The sequence below is a fragment of the Streptomyces sp. NPDC016677 genome, from assembly GCF_055562815.1.
On sequence record NZ_JBVHEO010000029.1, the window covers coordinates 1 to 18819 of the forward strand.

Sequence of the window (18819 nt, forward strand, 5' to 3'; positions counted from 1 at the left end):
ACCAGTACACGACCGACGAGACCGAACGCGCCCAGATCACCGCCTCCCCGCTGCGCGCCACCACCGAACAGCTCACCGGCCTGCCCCCGGCCCTGGTCATCACCGCCGAGGCCGACGTCCTGCGCGACGAGGGCGAGGCCTACGCGGCCAAGCTCCGCACCGCCGGCGTACCCGTCACCGCCCTCCGTGTCGAGGGGGTCATCCACGACTTCGTCATGCTCAACGCCCTGCGCGAGACCCACGGTGCCGAAGCCGCCATCACCATCGCGACCCGCACCCTGCACTCCGCGCTGCACACCCGCTGACCCCGGGCGCCTCCGTCGCGGGACGCCCCGAGCACAGCGGACGACGCACGTACCGAAGGCGGCCGGGCCCTGTTGGCCGGCCGCCTTCGGCGTCACCGCATCCCGGAGCCCGTGCGGTCCTCCCCCGGAGCCCGTGCGGTCGCCCCGCCCCGGAGCCCGGGTGACCGGCGTCCGCGCGCACCGCAAGGCGCTCACCGCCTCCTTCGGCCCACCGCACATGGAGACCCAGTGACGACACCCGACGGCATCTCCCCCGACGTCCCGCCCAGCGGCCCCGGTTGCGCCGAGTGCGAGACCATCGGTGGCTGGTGGCTCCATCTGCGACGCTGCGCGAGCTGCGGTCACGTCGGCTGCTGCGACGATTCCCCTTCCCGGCACGCGACCCTGCACGCCCGGACCAGCGGTCACCCGTTCATCCAGAGCTTCGAACCCGGCGAGAACTGGTTCTGGGACTACGAGACGTCCACCCTGTACGAGACGGGACCGCGCCTGGCGCCACCGCACAGCCACCCGGCCGACCAGCCGGTCCCGGGACCGGCGGGACGAGTGCCGGCCGACTGGGCCGACCGTCTGGGCTGATCCGGCCCGTCGGCGGCACCGCGCGTGCCGCCGTGCGTCGGCCCGAGGACGGTCAGGGACGGAGAAGAGCGCGCACGGACAACGGCCAGGGCGCTCAAGGAACAAGTCCGGCTGCCGAACGGCTCTAGGCTGATCCGTGCCCGCGGCTTCTCCCCGGCCTTTCCCTGCCGTACACGACGGTATCCGGCCGGTGTCCGGCCACGTTCTTCCGACAACTCACGGAGAGAGAAGTCGCCGGCCTTTCGAGGCGCCCCCCACTGGGACGTCGTATCCGAAGCATCCTCCCTTTTTCCACGTACAAGAGAAACGAGCCCTGCCATGTCCCGTTCCGAAACGCCGACCGTTGTTCTGGTGCACGGCGCGTTCGCCGATGCCTCCAGCTACGCGAGTGTCATTCCCGAACTGCTGAAGCGCGGCCTGAAGGTCGTCGCGCCGGCCGTTCCCAACCGCAGTCTGATCGGTGACGCGGCGTACATCGCCTCGGTCGTCCGGCAGATCGAGGGCCCGGTGATCCTGGTGGGCCACTCCTACGGCGGCGCCGTCATCACGGTCGCCGGTGTGGAGGACAACGTCAAGGCCCTGGTCTACCTCTCCGGCTACGCCCTGGAGGTCGGCGAGAGCCTCGGTGAACTGCAGGGCCGCTTCCCCGACTCCGACCTGGCGGCAGCCCTGGTCTACACCCCGTTCCCCGTCGAGGGCTCGGACACCCCGGGCACCGACGTGTCGGTGGAGGTGGACAAGTTCCCGGCGATCTTCGCCGCGGACGTCGACCAGGACCTCGCCAGGGTGCTCGCGGTCTCGCAGCGCCCGCTCGCCGCGCAGGCCTTCGCCGACGCCGCTCCCGCCGCCGCCTGGAAGACCAAGCCGTCCTGGGGTCTGGTCTCCTCCTCCGACCGCACCATCAACCCCGACGTCGAGCGGTTCGGTTACCAGCGCGCCGGCATGACCACGGTCGAGGTCGACTCCTCCCACCTCGTCATGCTCGCCCACCCCGGGCGTGTCGTCGCGCTCATCGAGCAGGCCGTCGAGGCGACGTCGGAGTAACGTCTTCCCGCTGTCCGTCCTGACCCGGCTCCCGGGGGCGCGCTGTCACACCGTGCCCGCGGGAGCCGGGTCCGCTTTCACCCCTCGGACGCCGAGGAGCGCCGTTCGGTCTCGGTCTGTCCGCCCCACGTGCCGTAGTACTGCCGCGACGCCCGCGCGAAGCGGCCGCAGGGGCCGCTCACCGGGCAGTCACGGCAGATCGCGCGGGCCGCCTCCTCGCGCCGGCCGCGTTCCCGGCCCCTCTCCCCCGGCGGCGAGAAGAAAAGCGCGCTGTCCATGCCGCGGCACGCGGCTTCGGCCTGCCACTCCCACTCCGTCAGCAGTGGCCTGGTCCGGGTTCTCATAGGTCTTTCCTTTCCCTCTGCCGGCCGCTCCGCGAAGTCCTTCACAGCCGGTACGGCCCGGAAAACCGGCCGTCCTTTTCGCGGAAGTCCCGTCACGGCGACGGTAAAGCCTGGCGGGACGGCTCGAAACGCCGTGCACGCACGAGTTCTTGTCCCTGCACGAACCCGGTACGAGGACCGGCGGTGGACGGTGCGCGCGTGTACTGCGCGCGGTGCGCCGAGAGTCAACCGCGTGGATCCGCATCGCCTTTCATTGGGGCATCCGACCCATACGGCGCGCGGCGTTCTCCCGCCCGCCCGAAAAACGATGAAGGACAGAAGACCGATGCCGAATCACCTGCCCCGTACGCGTACCGGCCTGCTGGCCTCAGCGGTGGCGGCGGCCCTCGCCGTGACCGCCGTGGGCCCGGTGGCCACGGCCGGCGCGGCCCCGCGGCCCGACGTGCGCTTCGTCGCCCACCTGGACATCACCGACGGGCAGCGCCCGGAGAACATCACCCTGGAGCCCGGGGGCAGTGCCGTCGTCACCTTCGCCTACAACCGGCAGCTCGCCCGGATCGGCCGCGACGGCACGGTACGTGTCCTCGCCACCCTGCCCGAGCCGCCGGCCGGCTCCGTCACTCCGGCACTCACCCAGCCGTTCCTCGGGGGTGTCGTCCGTACCGGCGACGGAACGCTGTACTTCGTCTACGCGACCGGCAGCGACGACCTGACCGGCGTGTGGCGGCTGCGTCCCGGCGGCACCCCGCACCGCATCGCCGCCCTCCCCGCCGGGTCCCTGCCCAACGGCCTCGCCCTGGACCGCGAGGAACACCGGCTGTACGTGGCCGACTCGGTCCTCGGCACCGTCTGGCGGGTCCCCGTGACCGGCGGCACCCCCGTCCGGTGGAGCACCGCGCCCGAGCTGGCGGCCGACGGCTTCCTCGGTGCCAACGGCGTCAAGGTGCGCGCCGGCGCGGTCTGGGTCTCCAACCTGGACCGGGGCACCGTGCTCCGTATCCCGGTCACCCGACGGGGAGCGGCCGGCCCGGCCGAGACCCGCGCCGAGGACCTCGCCGGCATCGACGACTTCGCGTTCACCGGACGCGGGGACACCCTCCTCGCCGCGATCAACGCGGACAACGAGGTGGCCCTGGTCCGCCCGGACGGCACCCACACCACCGCGCTGACCGGTGCCGACGGCATCGAGAACCCGACCTCGCTCGCCGTGCGCGGCACCACCGCCTATGTCGCCAGCGGCGCCTACTTCACCGACGAGGACCCCAATCTCCTGGCCGCCCGCGTCGCCCCGCGCAAGTGAACGCGTACCGGCACCACACAGCGCACCCACCCACCACACCCGCCGACCCTGAGGAGAGCCTGATGAGTGAGCACGCCGCCGTGCCGGCCGCCGACGCGCGGGAGCCGTTCGACCCCGACTCGTTCCTGGTGGTCCCGGCGAGGAGTTTCGAGGACCTGCGGGTCGGCGAGGTGTTCCGCGCGCCCAGCCGCACCCTCACCGACGCGCACGCGGCGGCCTTCCAGACGGTCTCCGCCGACAACCACCCGGTGCACTACGACGCGGAGTGGGCCCGCCGGCACGGGCACTCCGCGCCGGTCGTCCACGGCCTGCAGGTGCTCGCGTTCACCGCGCCGGGCGCCACTCTGTTCCCGCACTTCATCGGCGAGGTGTTCATCAGCTTCCTCGAACTGTCCTGCACCTTCCTGAAAGAGGTGCACTCCGGTGACACCCTGTATCCGGCGCTCACCGTCACCGCCCTGGACCCGGACGGCGACCAGGGCGTCGTGACCACCGCGGCGACCGTCCACAACCAGCGCGGCGAGCTGGTGCTGTCGGGCCGGCACAAGTACCTGCTGCGGCGCGGGTGACACGACGGCAACGGCCCGTACCGTGCTCGGTACGGGCCGTTGCCGTGTCCGGGGAACGTGCCTCGGGTCAGGCCCGTACCCACGGGGTGGACTGCGGGGCGACGTATTCCTGGACCACCGCGCCCTTCCGGCGGCGGCCCGTCAGCAGCGCGGTGACGAGCCGCCGCTTCTCCATTCCTCGCTGCCCGGCTGTGCCCTGGCCCACTCCTGGGGATCGCCTTCCTGGGCGATCGAGTGATGGGGGCTCAGCTTCGCTGCGAGCAGCGGCAGCGGCAGCGGCAGCGGATTTCGGTCTTCCCGGGTCGTGGGCCCGTACGGCGGCGGGACGACGAGGAGGGCGCCGTGGGCGTGCGCCTCGCCGTCCCGTGTCCTCCGGGTGGCGGTCAGCGGCCGGCGCAGGTGCGCGCGGCCTTGTCGAGGAGGTCGGCCACGGCACGCGGGTCGCTCACGGTGACGGCGTGCGGGGCGTGGACGGCGACGGTGCGGGCCTTGGCGCGCGTGGCCATCCAGCGCTGTGCCCGCGGCGGGATGTTGCGGTCCTCGGTGGCGATCAGGTACCAGGTGGGCAGCGTCTTCCAGGCCGCCGCCGTGGCCTTCTCGTTCAGTGCCGCGACCGTGATCGGACGCTGCCCCGCGGCCATGGTGTCCGCGGTGGCGCGCGGCACCCCGGCCGCGAACTGGTGGCGGAACAGGTCCTGCCGGATGACCAGTTCGTCGCCGGTGCCCCCGCCGGTCAGCGGGTACGTTTGGCTGACGGTGGTGTCGGCCAGGGAACTCCCCGGGTACCTGCCGCTCAGCTCCGCGGCGCTCTCGCCCACGTCGGGGACGAACGCCGCGACATAGACGAGCCCCTTGACCTGGGCGGACCCGACCGCGGCACGGCTGATGACGGATCCGCCGTAGGAGTGGCCCGCGAGCAGGACGGGACCGTCGACGCTGTCCACGACACTGCGGATGTGGGCGGCGTCGGCCGCCACCCCGCGCAGGGGGTTCGGCGGGACGACGACGCGGTGGCCCTGGCGCAGCAGCCGCCGGACCACGGGACTCCAGCTGGAGGCGTCCACGAAGGCGCCGTGCACCAGCACGACGGTGGGAAGGGCCGGCCGGGCGGCGGACGTCCGGTCCGCGGCCGGCGTCGGTGACGGGGCGGCCTGGGCGAAGCCGGCGGTTCCGAGGGCGGTGGCGCCGGCCACCATGGACGCGGTCATGGTGCGGCGTGAGATCGGTGTGTTCATCGTGGACTTCCTGCTCGTGGCGGCCCGGTGGACGGGATCGTCCGAGGGGCCGGGTCTGTTTCGGCGGTGGTGGTCTCTGCGGTGTCCCGGCGGTGGTCTCACGGCTTCCTCGACGCCGGCCACGCCCCGCTGGGGAAGGGCGTCACGGGTGTCGGGCGTCGCAGGTGTCGGGCGTCACGGGCGTCACGGGTGTCGGGCGCCTGGGCGGCCGGCGCACGCCGCGCGCCGGCCGCGCTCGAACGGTGCGGGAAGGACCGCGGCACCACTCGACGCACCGGCGGACGCCGCTCGTAGGTTCTGTCCCGCCTCGTTCACCGGGACCGGAGGCGGGGATGCGCGCATCAACTTACCGGCGAGCGGGAGCGGCACTTGCCTGCCTGCGCCCTGACGCTTGCCTCTGAGCGCTGCGCCGGGCGGGAGCGGCGCGCGGCGGCTCCCTGCCGGAGGACGGGCCCTCGTGCCGGGCCGCCGTACCCGGCCCGCCCGCCCCGGGGAAAGCCGCGCGCCCAGCGCCCTGTCCTGGTCCGGGAGCGCACGGTTTCCCGGTCGGCCGTGGCGGCCGGGCCGGCGTACGGGTTCCATGGGCTGGCACCGCGACCCGGGGGGGGCGTCGGTGCGGAACGAGGGACCAGGAACCAGGACGCGGGGCGGGGCGACAGCCACCGCCCTGCCCGGACGACGAGGAAACGGGCATGACTGCCGAGATGACGGGTGACGAGGTCTACCAGCCGGACGGGTCCGAGGTGCGCGACGACGCCGGTCTGCTGGACGCGTCGGACACCCTGGACTACCGGGCCGGCTCGGAGGCCCTGGACGAGGGCTACTCGCCCCCGGAAAGGCCCTGGGGCGTGGAGCACACCGGTGTCACGGTGTCGGAGCGGCGCCGGGGGGAGAGTCTGGACGAGCGCCTCGCGGAGGAGGTGCCCGACATCCGGGTTCCCGAGGGCGACGGGCTCGGCGACCTCTGGGACACGGACGGCGAGTTGATCGACGACGAGGTCGGGGACGCGCGGGCGGGACGGCTGGTCGCGCCGGACGAGGGCAGCCGGACGAACACCGAGTCGGACCTGTTCGCGTCCGACAGGGGGCTGGACGGAGCCGGGGCGTCGGCGGAGGAAGCGGCGATGCACGTGGTGCCCGGTCCGGAGCAGTACTGACGCCCCGTCACCGGCGTCCCGTGGCACCGGTGACGGTCGCGGGTGCGGCGGGCCCCCGCCCACCGACTTGACCTGTGCTTTTCCTGAGCCTCGTATGATCGGCCGTTCATGCTCACGAGGAGTCCAGCCAACAGGAGAACCGGGGGTCGGTCATGGGAGGGGAAGCTTTCGGGGCCCTGTTGCGTGAGCTGCGGCTGGCCACGTCACTGACGATCGAGGGCCTGTCGGAGGCGTCCGGGGTGAGCGTCCGGGGCATCGGGGACCTCGAACGGGGACGGCGGACGGCTCCCCAGCGCCGTACGGTCGCCGCCCTCGCCGACGGCCTGCGCCTGGACGACACGGAACGGGAACGCCTGTTCGCGTCCGCGCGCGGCGGGCGCACCCCGGTGTCCGCCCGGCCGGGACTGCGGGCCCTGCCCCGGGGCGTCGACGACTTCGTCGGCCGCGGGGAGGAACTGGCGCGGCTGGCCGCCTATGCCGACCAGGCCGCCGCGCGGAGCACCGGGGCCGCGTCCGGCGGCCCGGACGGACCCCCGGTCGTGGTGACCGTCTCGGGACCCCCCGGCACGGGCAAGACCACCCTCGCGCTGCACGCGGCGCACCGGCTGGCGGACCGGTTCCCGGACGGACAGCTGGTGGTGGACGCGCGGGGCACGGACGGGACTCCACCGGCACCGGACGAGCTGATGCTCACCGTCCTCAAGGCGCTGGGCGTCTCCGACCGGGATCTCCTGGAGGCCGGACCACGGCGCCATCCCGACCTGTACCGGCACGTACTGGCCGAGCGGCGCTGTCTGCTGGTCCTGGACAACGTGCGCGACGAGGCCCAGGTCCGCCCGCTGCTGCCGGGCGCCGGCGCGGGAATGGTCCTGGTGACCAGCAGGCGGATGCTGACGGGACTGGACAGCGTGCGCCGGCTGCCGCTCGGCGAGCTGAGCGCCGAGGAGGCGGCCGCGTTCCTCTCCTCGCTCGTCGGGGCCGACCGCGCGGCGGCCGACCCGGACGCCCTCGCGGAGGTCGCCCGGCGCTGCGGGCACCTGCCGCTGGCACTGCGGGTGGCGGGCAACTGGCTGGCCACCCGCACCGGCTGGACGGTACGCCGCCTGGCCGACCGGCTGGCGCAGGAGGAGCGGCGACTCGACGTGCTGTCCGCCGGGGACGTCCGGGTGGCGGCCGCCTTCGACCTGTCCTACCGGCAGCTCTCTCCCGGTACGGCCCGCATGTTCCGGCGGCTCGCCCTGGTCGCCGGCCCGGACCTCAGCGCCGCCTGCGCCGCCGTCCTGACCGGCCAGGGCCTGTTCGACGCGGAGGACACCCTGGAGGAACTGGTCGAGGCCGGGCTGCTCGGCACCGACCGGGACCGCTACCGGCTGCACGATCTGCTGTGCCTGTACGCACGGAGCCTGCTGGCGGCGGAGGAGGAACCCGGCGCTGCCGAGGCCGCCCGCGCGGCCATGCACCGGTGGCTGCTGGAGACCACCGTCGTCGCCGGCCGCTGGTACGAACCCGGTCACGGGGCCCCGCCCGCCTCCTGGCAGGGGACGGTCGACCTGTCCAGTGCCGAGCGCGCGCGGGAGTGGCTGCAGGACGAGGGGATCAACTGGCTGGCGGCCTTCCACGCCGCCGCTGCGGCGGGCGAGCACGCCACGGTGGTCGAGGTCGCCGAATCGCTGCACTGGTTCTCGGACCAGTGGATCTTCTGGGGACACTGGCCCGAGGTCTTCGCCACCGCCGTCGACGCCGCGCGGGCCCTGGGCGACCCCCTGCTCGAAGCCACCCAGCTCAACTACCACGCCTGGGCGCTGCTCGTCTGCGAGAGCCGGTACCACGACAGCCTCGCCCGGTCCGCGCAGGCCCTGGCCGCCGCGGAACGCGCGGGCGACCTGCCCCAGCAGGCCTGGGCCCACATGTACGGCGCCTGGGCCCACAACCTCCTGGACCAGCCGGAACAGGCCATCGCCCACAACGAGCGCGCTGCCCGCCTGTTCGAGGCCGCCGGTGACCTCCACGGCTTCCTGCAGACCTTCCACAACCGGGCCCGCATCCTGACCCAGCAGCACCGCGACGAAGAGGCCGTCGTGATCTACCGGGAACTGCTGGACCGGCTGGAGGAGAGCGAGGAACGCCTCGAACCGCACATCGCCGAGCTGACCCGGCTCGGCGCCCACGAGGGCATCGGCCGCAGCTACAGCCGGCTCGGCCGGTGGGAGGAGGCCGTCGCCCACCTGGAGATCACCGTCGGCATCTGCCGGAAGGGCGGCAACACGGCCCTGGAGAGCCGTTACCTGACCGGGCTCGGCGAAGCGCTGCTGGCCACCGGCAGAACCGAACGCGCCCGCGAGGCCCTGCGGCGCGTCCTCTCCCTCGGCACCGACGCCGACCCTGCACACGTCGCCACCGCCCGGGAACGGCTGGCCGCCCTCGGCCCGCCCATGCTCTGAGGGCCACCCCCGTCAGCCTTCTGCCTCCTGTTCCGTCTCCTGTTCTGCCTCTGGTTCTGCCTCTGGTTCTGCCTGGAGCCGGACGGTGTGCCCTGATTGGCTGGGCGCACCGAGGCCCGGGTCCGCGCTGTGAGGGGGAGAAGGAGAGTCGAGTGAGTCCGCTACTGACGACGGATGCCGTTCCGGACCAGGACAAGCTCGACTACTGGCGCACAGTCGTCAGCAGCGCCCTGGTCCCGATGAGCGTCATGCCGCAGAACGACCGCCGGTTCGCCGGCCGGATCGCCTCCGACCGCCTGGGGTACCTCAGGCTCTCCGCCGTCGAGGCCGACGCCCAGCGCACCACCCGTACCAGGGCACACATCGCGCGCTCCGGCGAGGAACTGGTGGCCGTCGGCATACAGATGCGGGGGACGGCGCACTTCGTCCAGGACGGGCGGCGTGCCACGGTCGGCGAACGCCAGATGATCGTCTACGACACGGCCCGCCCGTACTCCGTGGACTACCCGGAACGGTTCGCCGCCCGCATCCTGCACATCCCCCGCCGGAACCTGGGACTGCCCGCCGACCGGATCGACCGGCTGTCCGGCACGGTCATCGACACGGCGGAAGGGACCGGCGCGCTGCTGGTGCCCTTCCTGGCGACCCTGGTCACCTCGACGCACATGTACTCCGCCGCCGTCGCGGGCCGGCTGGCCGGTCATGTCGTCGACCTCTTCACCACCCTGGTGGCCGAGCGCGGGCCGGCCGGCGCCGCGGAGCGGGACGGCGAGCACAACGCGCTGGCGGCGCGCGTGCGCGCGTACATCGACCTCCACCTCGGGGACTCCCGGCTGTCGCCGAAGACCGTCGCGGCGCAACACCACATCTCCGTCCGGTACCTGCACCGCGTCTTCGAGGCGGAGGGCATCACCGTGAGCCGGCTCATCCGGCAGCGCCGGCTGGAGGAGAGCGCCCGGGAACTGGCCGCTGCGAAAGGCGCCGTGCCGGTGGTCTCCGCCGTGGCCAGGCGGTGGGGTTTCGTCAGCCCGCCGCACTTCAGCCGCGCCTTCCGCGAGACGTTCGGCCACTCGCCGCTCGCCTGGTGGGAACTGCACGCGTCCTGAAGCCCGGCCGGTGCCCGTTGTCCGGTCCGCTCCGTCAGCGTGTCCACCGCAGCGGCAGCGAGCGCGGCCCGTGCACCAGCATGCCCGCGCGCCAGGACAGGGCCGCGGGGTCGATGTCCAGGTCGAGGCGGGGGAAGCGCCGCAGCAGTTCACTGATGGCCGTGCGCGCCTCCAGCCGGGCGAGGGGGGCGCCGAGGCAGTAGTGGATGCCGTGGCCGAAGGCGAGGTGTCCCCGGGCGGGGCGGCGGATGTCGAAGCGGTCGGGTTCCGGGAAGCGCGCCGGGTCCCGGCCGGCGTCCGCGACGACCACCAGGACCGGTTCCCCGCCGCCGGGGACGACGGTGCCGCCGATGTCGACGGCTTCGGTGGTGAAGCGGAACGTCGCCGCCTCCACCGGCCCGTCGTACCGCAGCATCTCCTCGACCGCGTCGTCGATGAGGCCCGGGTCGGCGCGGAGTGCGCGGAGCTGAGCGGGATGACGCAGCAGGGCCAGGACGCCGGCCGAGATCAGATTGGCGGTGGTCTCGTGCCCGGCCACCAGCAGCAGCCAGGCGGTGCCCAGGAGTTCCTCGGGGCTGAGCCGGTCGCCGTCGTCGTCGGCGGTGCGGATCAGCGCGCTCATCAGGTCGTCGCCGGGCTCGCGGCGCTTGTCGTCCAGCAGGCGTTCCAGGTAACCGCGCGTCTCCCGGCTCGCCGTCGCGCGTGCCGCCGGGTCGGGGTGGGAGAACACGTCGGTGGTCCAGGAGCGGAACGCGGCCCGGTCCAGCGCGGGCACCCCGAGCAGTTCGCAGATCACCACCATGGACAGTGGGAAGGACAGCGCCTCGACGAGATCGGCGCGCCCGTCCGCGCGCGCCGCCATCGCGTCGAGCAGCCCGGTGGTGATCTCCTCGATCCGCGGCCCGAGCCGTTCGACGCGGCGCGGGGTGAATTCCCGTGCGACGAGCTTGCGCAGCCGCCCGTGGTCGGGCGGGTCCGTGTTGAGCATGTTGGGGCCGGCGGCCGGCCGGACGAAGGAGAGCGCGGGCGCGGCCCGGTCCCACGACTTGGCCAGCCGGGGATCGGCGAGCGCGGCCCGTGCCGCCTCGTACCCGACGACGAGCCAGACCTCGGCGCCCTCGGGAACGCGCACCCGGTGCACCGGGCCGCGCGAGCGCAGCCGCGCGTAGAAGGGGTAGGGGTCGCGGAGGAACTCCTCGCCCAGCGCGGCCAGATCGATGGGCTCGGCCGCCGTCTGCGGGCCTCCTGCCACGCCGGCGTCGCCGGTCACAGGATGCCCATGCGGATGGCGTAGGCGACGGCGTGGGTGCGGTTGCGCAGCCCCAGCCGTTTGATCACGCTCTGGATGACGCTCTTGATCAGGCGCTCCGAGTAGCTGAGCGTGTGGGCGATCTCGACCGTGTCCCTCCCTTCGGCCAGCAGCCGGAGCACCTCGACCTCGCGCTGCGCCAGCTCGACGGGCAGCAGCCCGGCCGGCGAGTCGCTCTTCTGCATGGTGCGCATGCGGTCCAGCAGCATCTTCATCAGCATCGGGGGAACGGTCGACCGGCCGTGGTGGGCCTCGACCGTGGCGGTGAGGATCTGGCTGAAGCTGGTGTACGGCCGCACCAGGAAGCTGGCCAGGCCGTGGTTGACCGCGAGTGCCATCTGCTGCTCCGTGATGTGGTCCGCGACCAGCACGACCCGGACGCGTCCGCCGGATGCCTGGTTGGCGCGACTCATCGCGGAGAGCGTCTTGCCGCTCACCGCCGCGGTGAGCATCACCAGGATGTCGGCGTCGGCCAGTTCGCCGGACGACACCAGTTTGACGCGGTCGTCCCCCGTCAGGAAGGCGGCCGTGCCGTCACGCGTGAGGAGGTCGTCGGCCTGCACGACGACCGCCGGCACGGCATGGGGTTCATGGGGATGCTCAGGCATGGCACTCCTTGTCGAGAGCGTTGCGACGGCCTGAGCAGCGGCGGGTAGGGGCACCGTCCGCTCGTGGGGTCAGGCCGCACATGACTGATCATCACAGTCCGCGGAACACGCCCTCCTCGTTCCCGCCTGTCCATGCCCTATCAAGCAACAGCAGTGCACTGGCAGGCAGCGCCATCCCGGGAGCGCTGGGCGGCGACGGCGTACCGCTCGCCGGGGCGGGCGGAGCGCGGCGCACCGTGGTCGCCGTACGGTGTGTCAGCTCGTGCCCCGGACCGCCTCACGGATCAGCTCGGCCACGGCCGTCGGCCGGGAGACCGCCACGGCGTGCGAGGCGCCGTCCAGTTCGACCGTCGTCGCGCCGGCCCGTGCGGCACCGAACCGCACCACCTCGGGGTTGATCGCCCGGTCGGCGCCGGCCACGAGGGCCCAGGAGGGCTTGGTGCGCCAGGCGGCCGTCGCGGGCTTCTCGGTGAACGCCGATGCGGCGAGCGGCCGTTGGGTGGTGGCCAGCACACGCGCGACGACCGGGGAGACATCACCTGCCACCATCTCGCTGAACGCCTCCGCGGCCACGCTCAGTTCGGTGGCCGTGCCCCCGCCACCGACCGGGTAGGTCCACCGTTGCAGGTGGTCCGCCAGGGCGGAGGGAGCGAAGCGGTCCTGCAGCGCGTCGAGGCTCTCTCCTTCCTCCGGGGCGTAGGCGGCCACGTAGACGAGTCCGACGACGTTCCCCGCGGTCCCGGCCACGGTGATGACCGCACCGGCGTAGGAGTGGCCCACCAGCACGACGGGGCCGCTGAGCTGGGCGACGCGGGAGGCCACGTACGCGGCGTCGGCGGCCAGGCCGCGCAACGGGTTCGCCACCGCGACGACGGACAGGCCGGAGCGCTGCAGGTCGTCGATGACGCCGAGCCAGCTCGCCGCGTCGGCGAAGGCCCCGTGCACGAGGACCACGGTGGGTGAGGCAGAGGACATGGCGGGCCTGTTCTTTCTCAGACCGGTCCGAGCGCGGTGCGCGGGACGGTGACGGCCTGGGTGGGGGGCGGCTTCGGCTGCGTGGGCCTCGCACAGGACGCCGGGCACGGGCAGGCCGGTGCTCTGCTCGGGGCACGCGGCGGGGAGACGGTCACGTGAACGCGCTCGGCGGGGTCCGGGGTGCGGCGCCCGCGAGCCCGTCGGCCCAGGCTACGCACGCGCCGGGACACGGACGACGCACCCGCGCACCACCGCTGGCACCACAGCGCACCCGGTGGGGCTCAGCCGTCCTGGGGCGCGCCGGAGGCCGACACCTGCCATTGGGTGGGCGACAGGCCATAGGTCTGGCGGAACAGCCGGCTGAAGTGGGAGGGGTTGGCGAAACCCCAGGTCTGCGCGACGGCCGCGACCGTGCGCCGGCGGTTTCGTGCACGCCCGAGGTCGAGGCGGCAGGCGGCCAGCCTGCGCTGCCGTACATAGGTGCCCACGGTCGTACCGCCGGTGTGGAACAGCTTGTGCAGGTACCGGACGGAGATGTGGTGGGCCCGGGCGATGGAGTCGGGGGACAGGTCCGGGTCCATGAGGTTCTCCTCGATGTGGGACCGGATCCTGGCCACGAGGTCGTTGCCGACGTCGGACACGGCCGACCGGTGGGGCTCCAGCAGGTCGGCCACGAGCAGCGCGATGAGATCGACGGCGTTGAGCGCCAGCCGTCTGCCGGTCGCCGAGTCCCGCAGTTCGCTCTCGTTGGTCAGGGTGTCGAGGAAACCGGCGATCAGCCCCGGTATCCCGCCGACCGCGTCGACCCGGAGCTGTGACAGGTGCCGCAGCTCCGCGGGCTCCATGCCGAGCTGCGAGCAGGGGACGCGGAAGAAGGTGAACCTCGGGTCGCGGGCGAGCAGCAGGTGGTGCGGGGCGTCGAGCAGGACCATGTCACCGAGGTCGAGGGAGGAGTGCGAGTCCTCGCCGGTATCCGCGTCCCGCGACCGGCATGTCAGTCCGAGATACAGAAAGGCGTCGTCTCCGTCCCGCGAAGTCCAGGGAAGTGTCCTGCAGTTGCCGGAGTCGGCACCCCGGGAGACCTGATGAGGGTACTGCGCCGGGTTTTCGGGCATGCGTGAAATGACCGATCCGGTCATGTGAACTCCAGTCGCGCCGTCGTCGGTGCTGTCGTGTGTGTGTCGCGCCTCGTCGCGGTCGCGAAAAGGGCGGGGAAAGAGGGGCAAGGCAAAGCAGGGAGAGATGAGGGAAGGAAAGAAGGGAGCGGGTATTACGGCTGTTCGGACAGGAAGGCGTCGACCACCGCGTTGAACGCTGCGGGACTCTCCAGGAAGGGGAAATGGCTGCTGGCCACGGTGGCGGGGAAGACGTGCAGCCGCGCTCCGCGGACGCGGTCGGCTATGTAACGCTGCGAGGCCGGGGCGACATGGCTTCCGTCGCAGGCGATCACCAGGGTCGGCACGTCCACGCGGGGCAGGACGTCCCGCCAGTCCTGCGCGCAGTGGTCGAAGAGCAGGGGGACGCCGGCGTACGGCGGGGTGGACCTGATCTGCTCGGCGACGAAGGCGAGCAGGTCCGGGTCCGGGGTGCCGGAGAACATACCGCGCACGAACTGCCAGCGCACGTGTTCACCGTCCGGCCCGGCCAGGCCCGCGGCCAGGTCCAGCAGGCCGGCCACGTCGAAGATGGCGCCGCAGTCACGCTGTTCCTCGACGCTCATCCAGGGCACGGCCGCCACGGCGGCGGGCTGGTCCACAGCGACGAACCGGCGGATCCGGCCGGTCCCCCACTGGTCGATGAAACTCCACCACACGGACACGCCCATCGACCAGCCCAGTGCGTCGAAACGTGCCAGCTCCAGGTGGTCGACCAGGTCGAGGACGTCCCGGGCCAGCCGGGCGATGCGGTAGCCGTGGTGGGGTTTCTCCGAGGTGCCGTGGCCCCGCAGGTCCAGGGTGACGACCCGCCGGCCGGAGCCGAGGCCGGACGCCTGGTGACGGAACATCTCCTGCGTCTGTCCCCAGCCGTGCAGCATGAGCAGCGGAACGCCGTCGCCGCCGCTGTCCCGGTAGGTCAGCCGCACTCCGTCGCTCGTCGTCAGCTCGCCCATGGTCGCTCCCACTTCTCTGCTCCGTTCGCCCGCGGCACGTTCGGTCCGACCGCCGTTCGAGCGGTGGCCGGTGCCGCACGCTCAGTGTGATCCGCCGGGTCCGGGGGGCACCACCGCGCTCCGTAGGGATCGGCTCGCGAAAACCACGTCACTCTGTAGCAGCGGGGCCGGTGGTCCGCCGCGACCGGGCCGGTCCGGGCTCGGGTGCGGCGCCGTCCGCTCGGTCTCCGGGGCCGTTTCCCTCCGGCTGGAGGAGGCCGTGCAGGCGCAGGCCGAGGTGGAGGACCAGACGATCGGCGCCGTTGTCGAGGTCGAGTCCGGTGATCTCCTGCACCTGCCGCAACCGGTAGTACAGGGAGGTGCGGTGGATCTGCAGGGCCTCCGAGGTCCGCGGCACCGACCCGGCGTGCTCCAGGAAGGTGCTGAGCGTCTCCACCAGGCGGGGGCCGCCGGGGGCGGCGAGGAGGGTGCGCAGGGCCTGCGGCAGCAGGGCGGGGTTCAGTACCCGGTCCGGCAGTTGCAGCAGTACTCCGTACTCCCCCAGTTCCTCCCAGTGGCCGATCCGGCCCAGGTGCGGCAGCCGGCGTGCGGCGCGGACCCCGACGAGCGCCTGCTCGTAGGAGACCCAGGCGTCGGCCACGCCCGGCTGGGAACCGCCGACCCCGAGGACGGGGTCGGCGTCGGGGCCGAGGAAGGTGCCGAGTGCTTCGAGGATGCCGCGGGACTGGTTGCGCAGTGCCTCCGGCTCCGGCGGCCGCTCGCCGAACTGGAGCAGCACGGCCCGCTCGGAGGTGACGGCGACGGCGTCCCGGACCCACCGGCTGCGGCGGACCGTCTCCAGGGCCCCGCGCAACGCGGTCTCCACCTGCCCCGGCGGTTCATGCGTACGGGTCACCTGGAGGACGCTGACCCGCGCGTGCTGGACGTCCGCGGCGCCGACGGAGGCCGGGAAGTGGTGCCCGGCGGCGGCACGCGCGGTGGGGCTCGCGCTCACCAGGGCCAGAAGCCGCTCCTGTGCCTCCGTCTCCTCGGCGCGGCCCGCGAGCTGTTCCGCGTACATCTGGGTGGCGACGAGCCGCGCCGTCTTGTCGATGTCGGCCCTCTCGTCGGCCGTCAGGTCCTTGCCGGGCGACAGGACCATGAGCAGGCCGAGCAGGTGCCCGCGTTCCCGCAACGGCACGCAGTAGCGGCTCTGCAGCCCCAGGTCGGCACAGGCTTCGATGTATCCGGGCTTCGGCCACTGCGTGACGCCCTGGCCGAGGACGAACCGGATGATCTCGTCGTCCGCGCGCCCCTGCAACAGGCTGCGCACACGCACCGGATCGGCGTCGTCGAAGTGCCGGCTGGAGTGGATCAGGCGGACCAGCGGGTCGTCCAGCACCACGGAACGCCGGAGCCTTCCGGCCAGTTCCTCCAAGAGCCCCAGCAGCACCTCGCTGCCCACGTGTGCCCGTCCCCGGTCGTCCGCCATGTCGTTCCTTCCCCGGTCCCTTCCTTCCTACAGGCAGTGGAAGCGGGACCCTTCACTTTCTACAGTGCGAGGTAAGCCTCGGTGATCCCGGTGCTCCGTCGTCGGCATCCGGCCGGGATGAGTGCACTGTCGGACAGGATCCGTGCACGCAACGGCAAGTCCCGCGTCGGGGAGCCGGTAGGGGCGGTGGGTACGCGGCGCCGGCGGTGAGTGCCTCCTCACGCAACGATCCGTGCGTCCAGCGTCACCTCGGACGGCCGGGACGGACCTACGCTCCGTCGTGCCCGCCGATCGATCAGACCGAGTGTTCCGAGAGGGAAATGGACCAGCGCCCCCGTACTGTCATGTGCACGCTTCCGGCTTACGTGCGTCTCCCGGGCGAGGTGCCCGTCGTACTGTCGGCCACCTTGCGCGGTGCCGCCGCCGCCCCCGACGCCGTGCTGCTGTCGTTGAGCGCTCCCGGAGCGCGTTCCGTCACCTGGTCCCTGAGCCGCGCGCTGCTGGCCGACGGGCTGCGCCGGCCGGCCCGGCTGGACGGGGTCACGGTGCGGACGAGACCCGTCACCCATCCGCGCATGGTCCACATCACCCTGCGGCGGGACGCCGCCGCCGCGTCGGTCGCGCTGCCGCTGCGGGACGTCGAGCGGTACCTGCGCGACAGCGCCGCCCCGGCGGCACCCGGCGGCCGCTTCCCCACCTCGGAGGCGTCCCCCGCATGAGCACGCACGCCGGCGGCGGCACGCACGACCGTGTCCCGCCCCGCGGCCAGGACGTCACGGCGCACCTCGCGGCCACCCTCGTGAACGGCGCGGCCGGCCGACGCGCCGTCACCGTGCGCCTCACCTACGTCCCCTGGGATCCCTTCGCGGTGGCGGTGGACCTGCCCGGCGACGACGGTGCGGACGGCATGCGGTGGCACTTCGCGCGCGACCTCCTCCAGGCGGGGCTGCACAGACCGTCCGGGGAGGGCGACGTACGCATCTGGCCGCCGTGCCGCTGCGACGGCCGCGAGGAGGTCCGCGTCCTGCTGCGGGACGACCTCGCCGCGTTCCTGCTGGACCTACCGGTGCAGCCGCTGCGGAACTGGCTCGTACGCACCTGGGAGACCGTCGCTCCGGGGCAGGAGGGCGACTGGAGCGACTGGGACGCCTGGTTGCTGGGCGTGCTCGGCGGGTGACCGCCGGGAACGCTTCCGGGCGGGGCCGTCCCGCGCCGGGTCACCCGGCCGCACGCCGCTGTGTCCCGGCACCCGGCCGGCTGCGACGTCGACCGGGCAAGGGCCGCCGGACACGGTGACCGGACAGGAGCACCGGACCCGACGACCGGCCCCGACGACGGGCAGGATGACGGGGGATGACAGCACGGAGCGACCGGACTTGGTGACCGGGCACGGCGACATGCCGGGCCCGGTCACCGTCGTGGTGCCGCCTCGTCCGGTTCCGGATCGTCCTTCACGGAGCCGACGGCATCAGGGTTCCGGTCGTCACCGCTACGGGCGGTCCTCGGGTGCCAGGAGCACGGCGGTACGGCTGCTGTGGGCGACGATGTCGCTGACGCGGGGGTGGATGAGGGCCTCCAGCGCGCCGCGGTGGTGAGGGCTGAGGACGACCAGGTCGGCCTGCCATTCCTCGGCGGCGGCGGAGATCGTGGTGGCCACCTGCGTGGTCAGGGCGTGCGCGACCGTGCCCTCGGCGTCGACACCCGTGTCACGCAGCCCGGTGACGGCCTCGTCGAGGACGGCCTTGGCCTCCGTGTCGTCCTCCAGGGAGACCACGGCGGCGAGCGTCGCCGCGGCGGTGGCCACGTGCAGCACCCGGACCGTGGCCCCGGTGAGCCGGGCCATGTCACCTGCCAGACGCAGGGCGGAGTGACGGCCCGGCCCGGAATCCACGGCGACGAGAATGCGCTGGAACATTGCCTTTTCCTTTTTCGTCGAAGTCGAGCTCGATCAAGCTCTGTCCAGCCAGTCAACGCCCGTCGGCACCACTCGCGCGGGCGACTGCCGGACAGGGTGCTCCCCTGGTCAAGACTCCGTGCGTTCCGCGACAAGATGTCCGGTCACCGGAAATTAGCCTTCGGCGTGCCGACGACACCGCCGGCCCGGCTTCGGCCTCCGCCCTCTCCCTCAAGGAATTCATGGTGACCCGGAACAAGAACGAATATCCCAGCACGCAGTTCGGCATCTTCACCGTCGGCGACGTCACGCCGGACCCGACCACGGGCCGTACGCCGACCGAGCGGGAGCGCATCAAGGCCATGGTCGCCA

The 18819-nt window shown here is 72.9% G+C and carries 20 protein-coding genes; 10 read left to right on the forward strand and 10 right to left on the reverse strand.

The genetic code is table 11. The annotated features are described in order from the left end of the window. The 3 genes from ACZ3IG_RS35840 to ACZ3IG_RS35850 form a co-directional block, all read left to right on the forward strand. On the forward strand, positions 1 to 305 hold a 305-nt coding region (locus tag ACZ3IG_RS35840; RefSeq protein WP_467437418.1), incomplete at its 5' end, for an alpha/beta hydrolase fold domain-containing protein. Positions 306 to 533: 228 nt separating this feature from the next. Beyond that, entirely contained in the window at positions 534 to 884 is a 351-nt protein-coding gene (locus ACZ3IG_RS35845) for a UBP-type zinc finger domain-containing protein (protein WP_467437420.1), read from the forward strand. A 318-nt stretch (positions 885 to 1202) separates the two neighbouring features. Then, the gene (locus ACZ3IG_RS35850; RefSeq protein WP_467437421.1) at positions 1203 to 1928 is read left to right on the forward strand and encodes an alpha/beta fold hydrolase; all 726 of its coding nucleotides are present in this window, start codon (positions 1203 to 1205) and stop codon (positions 1926 to 1928) included. Positions 1929 to 2005: 77 nt separating this feature from the next. Here the strand turns inward: ACZ3IG_RS35850 and ACZ3IG_RS35855 are convergent, their stop codons facing one another. Then, positions 2006 to 2272 carry a WhiB family transcriptional regulator gene (locus ACZ3IG_RS35855; protein ID WP_467437422.1) on the reverse strand — a complete coding sequence of 89 codons (267 nt, stop codon included), beginning with the start codon at positions 2270 to 2272 and terminating at the stop codon, positions 2006 to 2008. 325 nt (positions 2273 to 2597) lie between these two features. Between ACZ3IG_RS35855 and ACZ3IG_RS35860 the strand changes: the two genes are divergently transcribed. Then, entirely contained in the window at positions 2598 to 3572 is a 975-nt protein-coding gene (locus ACZ3IG_RS35860) for an SMP-30/gluconolactonase/LRE family protein (RefSeq protein ID WP_467437424.1), read from the forward strand. Between the two features lie 62 nt (positions 3573 to 3634). After that, a complete protein-coding gene (locus ACZ3IG_RS35865; RefSeq protein ID WP_467437425.1) occupies positions 3635 to 4141 on the forward strand; it encodes a MaoC family dehydratase in 507 nt (168 codons plus the stop codon). Between the two features lie 67 nt (positions 4142 to 4208). Here the strand turns inward: ACZ3IG_RS35865 and ACZ3IG_RS35870 are convergent, their stop codons facing one another. Then, on the reverse strand, positions 4209 to 4346 hold the full coding sequence (locus ACZ3IG_RS35870; protein ID WP_467437426.1) for a hypothetical protein: 138 nt from the start codon (positions 4344 to 4346) through the stop codon (positions 4209 to 4211). Positions 4347 to 4524: 178 nt separating this feature from the next. Continuing rightward, a complete protein-coding gene (locus tag ACZ3IG_RS35875) occupies positions 4525 to 5376 on the reverse strand; it encodes an alpha/beta fold hydrolase (RefSeq protein WP_467437428.1) in 852 nt (283 codons plus the stop codon). Positions 5377 to 6068: 692 nt separating this feature from the next. Here ACZ3IG_RS35875 and ACZ3IG_RS35880 point away from each other — a divergent pair. From ACZ3IG_RS35880 to ACZ3IG_RS35890, 3 genes are all read left to right on the forward strand, one after another. Beyond that, a complete protein-coding gene (locus tag ACZ3IG_RS35880) occupies positions 6069 to 6533 on the forward strand; it encodes a DUF5709 domain-containing protein (protein WP_467437429.1) in 465 nt (154 codons plus the stop codon). Between the two features lie 152 nt (positions 6534 to 6685). Further along, positions 6686 to 8974 carry an ATP-binding protein gene (locus ACZ3IG_RS35885; protein WP_467437430.1) on the forward strand — a complete coding sequence of 763 codons (2289 nt, stop codon included), beginning with the start codon at positions 6686 to 6688 and terminating at the stop codon, positions 8972 to 8974. A 152-nt stretch (positions 8975 to 9126) separates the two neighbouring features. Further along, positions 9127 to 10080 carry an AraC-like ligand-binding domain-containing protein gene (locus tag ACZ3IG_RS35890; protein ID WP_467437431.1) on the forward strand — a complete coding sequence of 318 codons (954 nt, stop codon included), beginning with the start codon at positions 9127 to 9129 and terminating at the stop codon, positions 10078 to 10080. A 34-nt stretch (positions 10081 to 10114) separates the two neighbouring features. Here the strand turns inward: ACZ3IG_RS35890 and ACZ3IG_RS35895 are convergent, their stop codons facing one another. The 6 genes from ACZ3IG_RS35895 to ACZ3IG_RS35920 form a co-directional block, all read right to left on the reverse strand. After that, entirely contained in the window at positions 10115 to 11350 is a 1236-nt protein-coding gene (locus tag ACZ3IG_RS35895) for a cytochrome P450 family protein (RefSeq protein WP_467437432.1), read from the reverse strand. After that, entirely contained in the window at positions 11347 to 11997 is a 651-nt protein-coding gene (locus ACZ3IG_RS35900) for a LuxR C-terminal-related transcriptional regulator (RefSeq protein ID WP_467437433.1), read from the reverse strand. The genes ACZ3IG_RS35895 and ACZ3IG_RS35900 overlap by 4 nt, the downstream gene beginning before the upstream one ends. Positions 11998 to 12252: 255 nt before the next feature. Further along, positions 12253 to 12972 carry an alpha/beta fold hydrolase gene (locus ACZ3IG_RS35905; protein ID WP_467437434.1) on the reverse strand — a complete coding sequence of 240 codons (720 nt, stop codon included), beginning with the start codon at positions 12970 to 12972 and terminating at the stop codon, positions 12253 to 12255. A 281-nt stretch (positions 12973 to 13253) separates the two neighbouring features. Then, entirely contained in the window at positions 13254 to 13904 is a 651-nt protein-coding gene (locus ACZ3IG_RS35910; protein WP_467437436.1) for a helix-turn-helix transcriptional regulator, read from the reverse strand. A 338-nt stretch (positions 13905 to 14242) separates the two neighbouring features. Next, positions 14243 to 15094, reverse strand: coding sequence for an alpha/beta fold hydrolase (locus tag ACZ3IG_RS35915; RefSeq protein WP_467437437.1), 852 nt, complete (start codon positions 15092 to 15094; stop codon positions 14243 to 14245). Positions 15095 to 15230: 136 nt separating this feature from the next. Beyond that, entirely contained in the window at positions 15231 to 16553 is a 1323-nt protein-coding gene (locus ACZ3IG_RS35920) for a PucR family transcriptional regulator (protein WP_467437439.1), read from the reverse strand. A gap of 365 nt (positions 16554 to 16918) precedes the next feature. Between ACZ3IG_RS35920 and ACZ3IG_RS35925 the strand changes: the two genes are divergently transcribed. Both ACZ3IG_RS35925 and ACZ3IG_RS35930 read left to right on the forward strand, forming a co-directional pair. Continuing rightward, positions 16919 to 17272, forward strand: coding sequence for an SsgA family sporulation/cell division regulator (locus ACZ3IG_RS35925; RefSeq protein ID WP_467437440.1), 354 nt, complete (start codon positions 16919 to 16921; stop codon positions 17270 to 17272). Next, entirely contained in the window at positions 17269 to 17730 is a 462-nt protein-coding gene (locus tag ACZ3IG_RS35930; protein WP_467437441.1) for an SsgA family sporulation/cell division regulator, read from the forward strand. Before ACZ3IG_RS35925 ends, ACZ3IG_RS35930 begins: the two co-directional genes overlap by 4 nt. A gap of 312 nt (positions 17731 to 18042) precedes the next feature. Here the strand turns inward: ACZ3IG_RS35930 and ACZ3IG_RS35935 are convergent, their stop codons facing one another. Next, positions 18043 to 18468: a universal stress protein gene (locus ACZ3IG_RS35935; RefSeq protein WP_467437442.1), complete on the reverse strand. Its 426-nt coding sequence runs from the start codon at positions 18466 to 18468 to the stop codon at positions 18043 to 18045. Positions 18469 to 18819 lie beyond the last annotated feature (351 nt).

What these genes read in the sequence shown, in the direction of transcription:
- ACZ3IG_RS35850 (WP_467437421.1), top strand. Translation starts at nt 1,203, where the DNA reads ATGTCCCGTTCCGAAACGCCGACCGTTGTTCTGGTGCACGGCGCGTTC.
- ACZ3IG_RS35855 (WP_467437422.1), bottom strand. Translation starts at nt 2,272, where the DNA reads ATGAGAACCCGGACCAGGCCACTGCTGACGGAGTGGGAGTGGCAGGCC.
- ACZ3IG_RS35860 (WP_467437424.1), top strand. Translation starts at nt 2,598, where the DNA reads ATGCCGAATCACCTGCCCCGTACGCGTACCGGCCTGCTGGCCTCAGCG.
- ACZ3IG_RS35865 (WP_467437425.1), top strand. Translation starts at nt 3,635, where the DNA reads ATGAGTGAGCACGCCGCCGTGCCGGCCGCCGACGCGCGGGAGCCGTTC.
- ACZ3IG_RS35875 (WP_467437428.1), bottom strand. Translation starts at nt 5,376, where the DNA reads ATGAACACACCGATCTCACGCCGCACCATGACCGCGTCCATGGTGGCC.
- ACZ3IG_RS35880 (WP_467437429.1), top strand. Translation starts at nt 6,069, where the DNA reads ATGACTGCCGAGATGACGGGTGACGAGGTCTACCAGCCGGACGGGTCC.
- ACZ3IG_RS35885 (WP_467437430.1), top strand. Translation starts at nt 6,686, where the DNA reads ATGGGAGGGGAAGCTTTCGGGGCCCTGTTGCGTGAGCTGCGGCTGGCC.
- ACZ3IG_RS35900 (WP_467437433.1), bottom strand. Translation starts at nt 11,997, where the DNA reads ATGCCTGAGCATCCCCATGAACCCCATGCCGTGCCGGCGGTCGTCGTG.
- ACZ3IG_RS35905 (WP_467437434.1), bottom strand. Translation starts at nt 12,972, where the DNA reads ATGTCCTCTGCCTCACCCACCGTGGTCCTCGTGCACGGGGCCTTCGCC.
- ACZ3IG_RS35910 (WP_467437436.1), bottom strand. Translation starts at nt 13,904, where the DNA reads ATGGTCCTGCTCGACGCCCCGCACCACCTGCTGCTCGCCCGCGACCCG.
- ACZ3IG_RS35920 (WP_467437439.1), bottom strand. Translation starts at nt 16,553, where the DNA reads ATGGCGGACGACCGGGGACGGGCACACGTGGGCAGCGAGGTGCTGCTG.
- ACZ3IG_RS35930 (WP_467437441.1), top strand. Translation starts at nt 17,269, where the DNA reads ATGAGCACGCACGCCGGCGGCGGCACGCACGACCGTGTCCCGCCCCGC.
- ACZ3IG_RS35935 (WP_467437442.1), bottom strand. Translation starts at nt 18,468, where the DNA reads ATGTTCCAGCGCATTCTCGTCGCCGTGGATTCCGGGCCGGGCCGTCAC.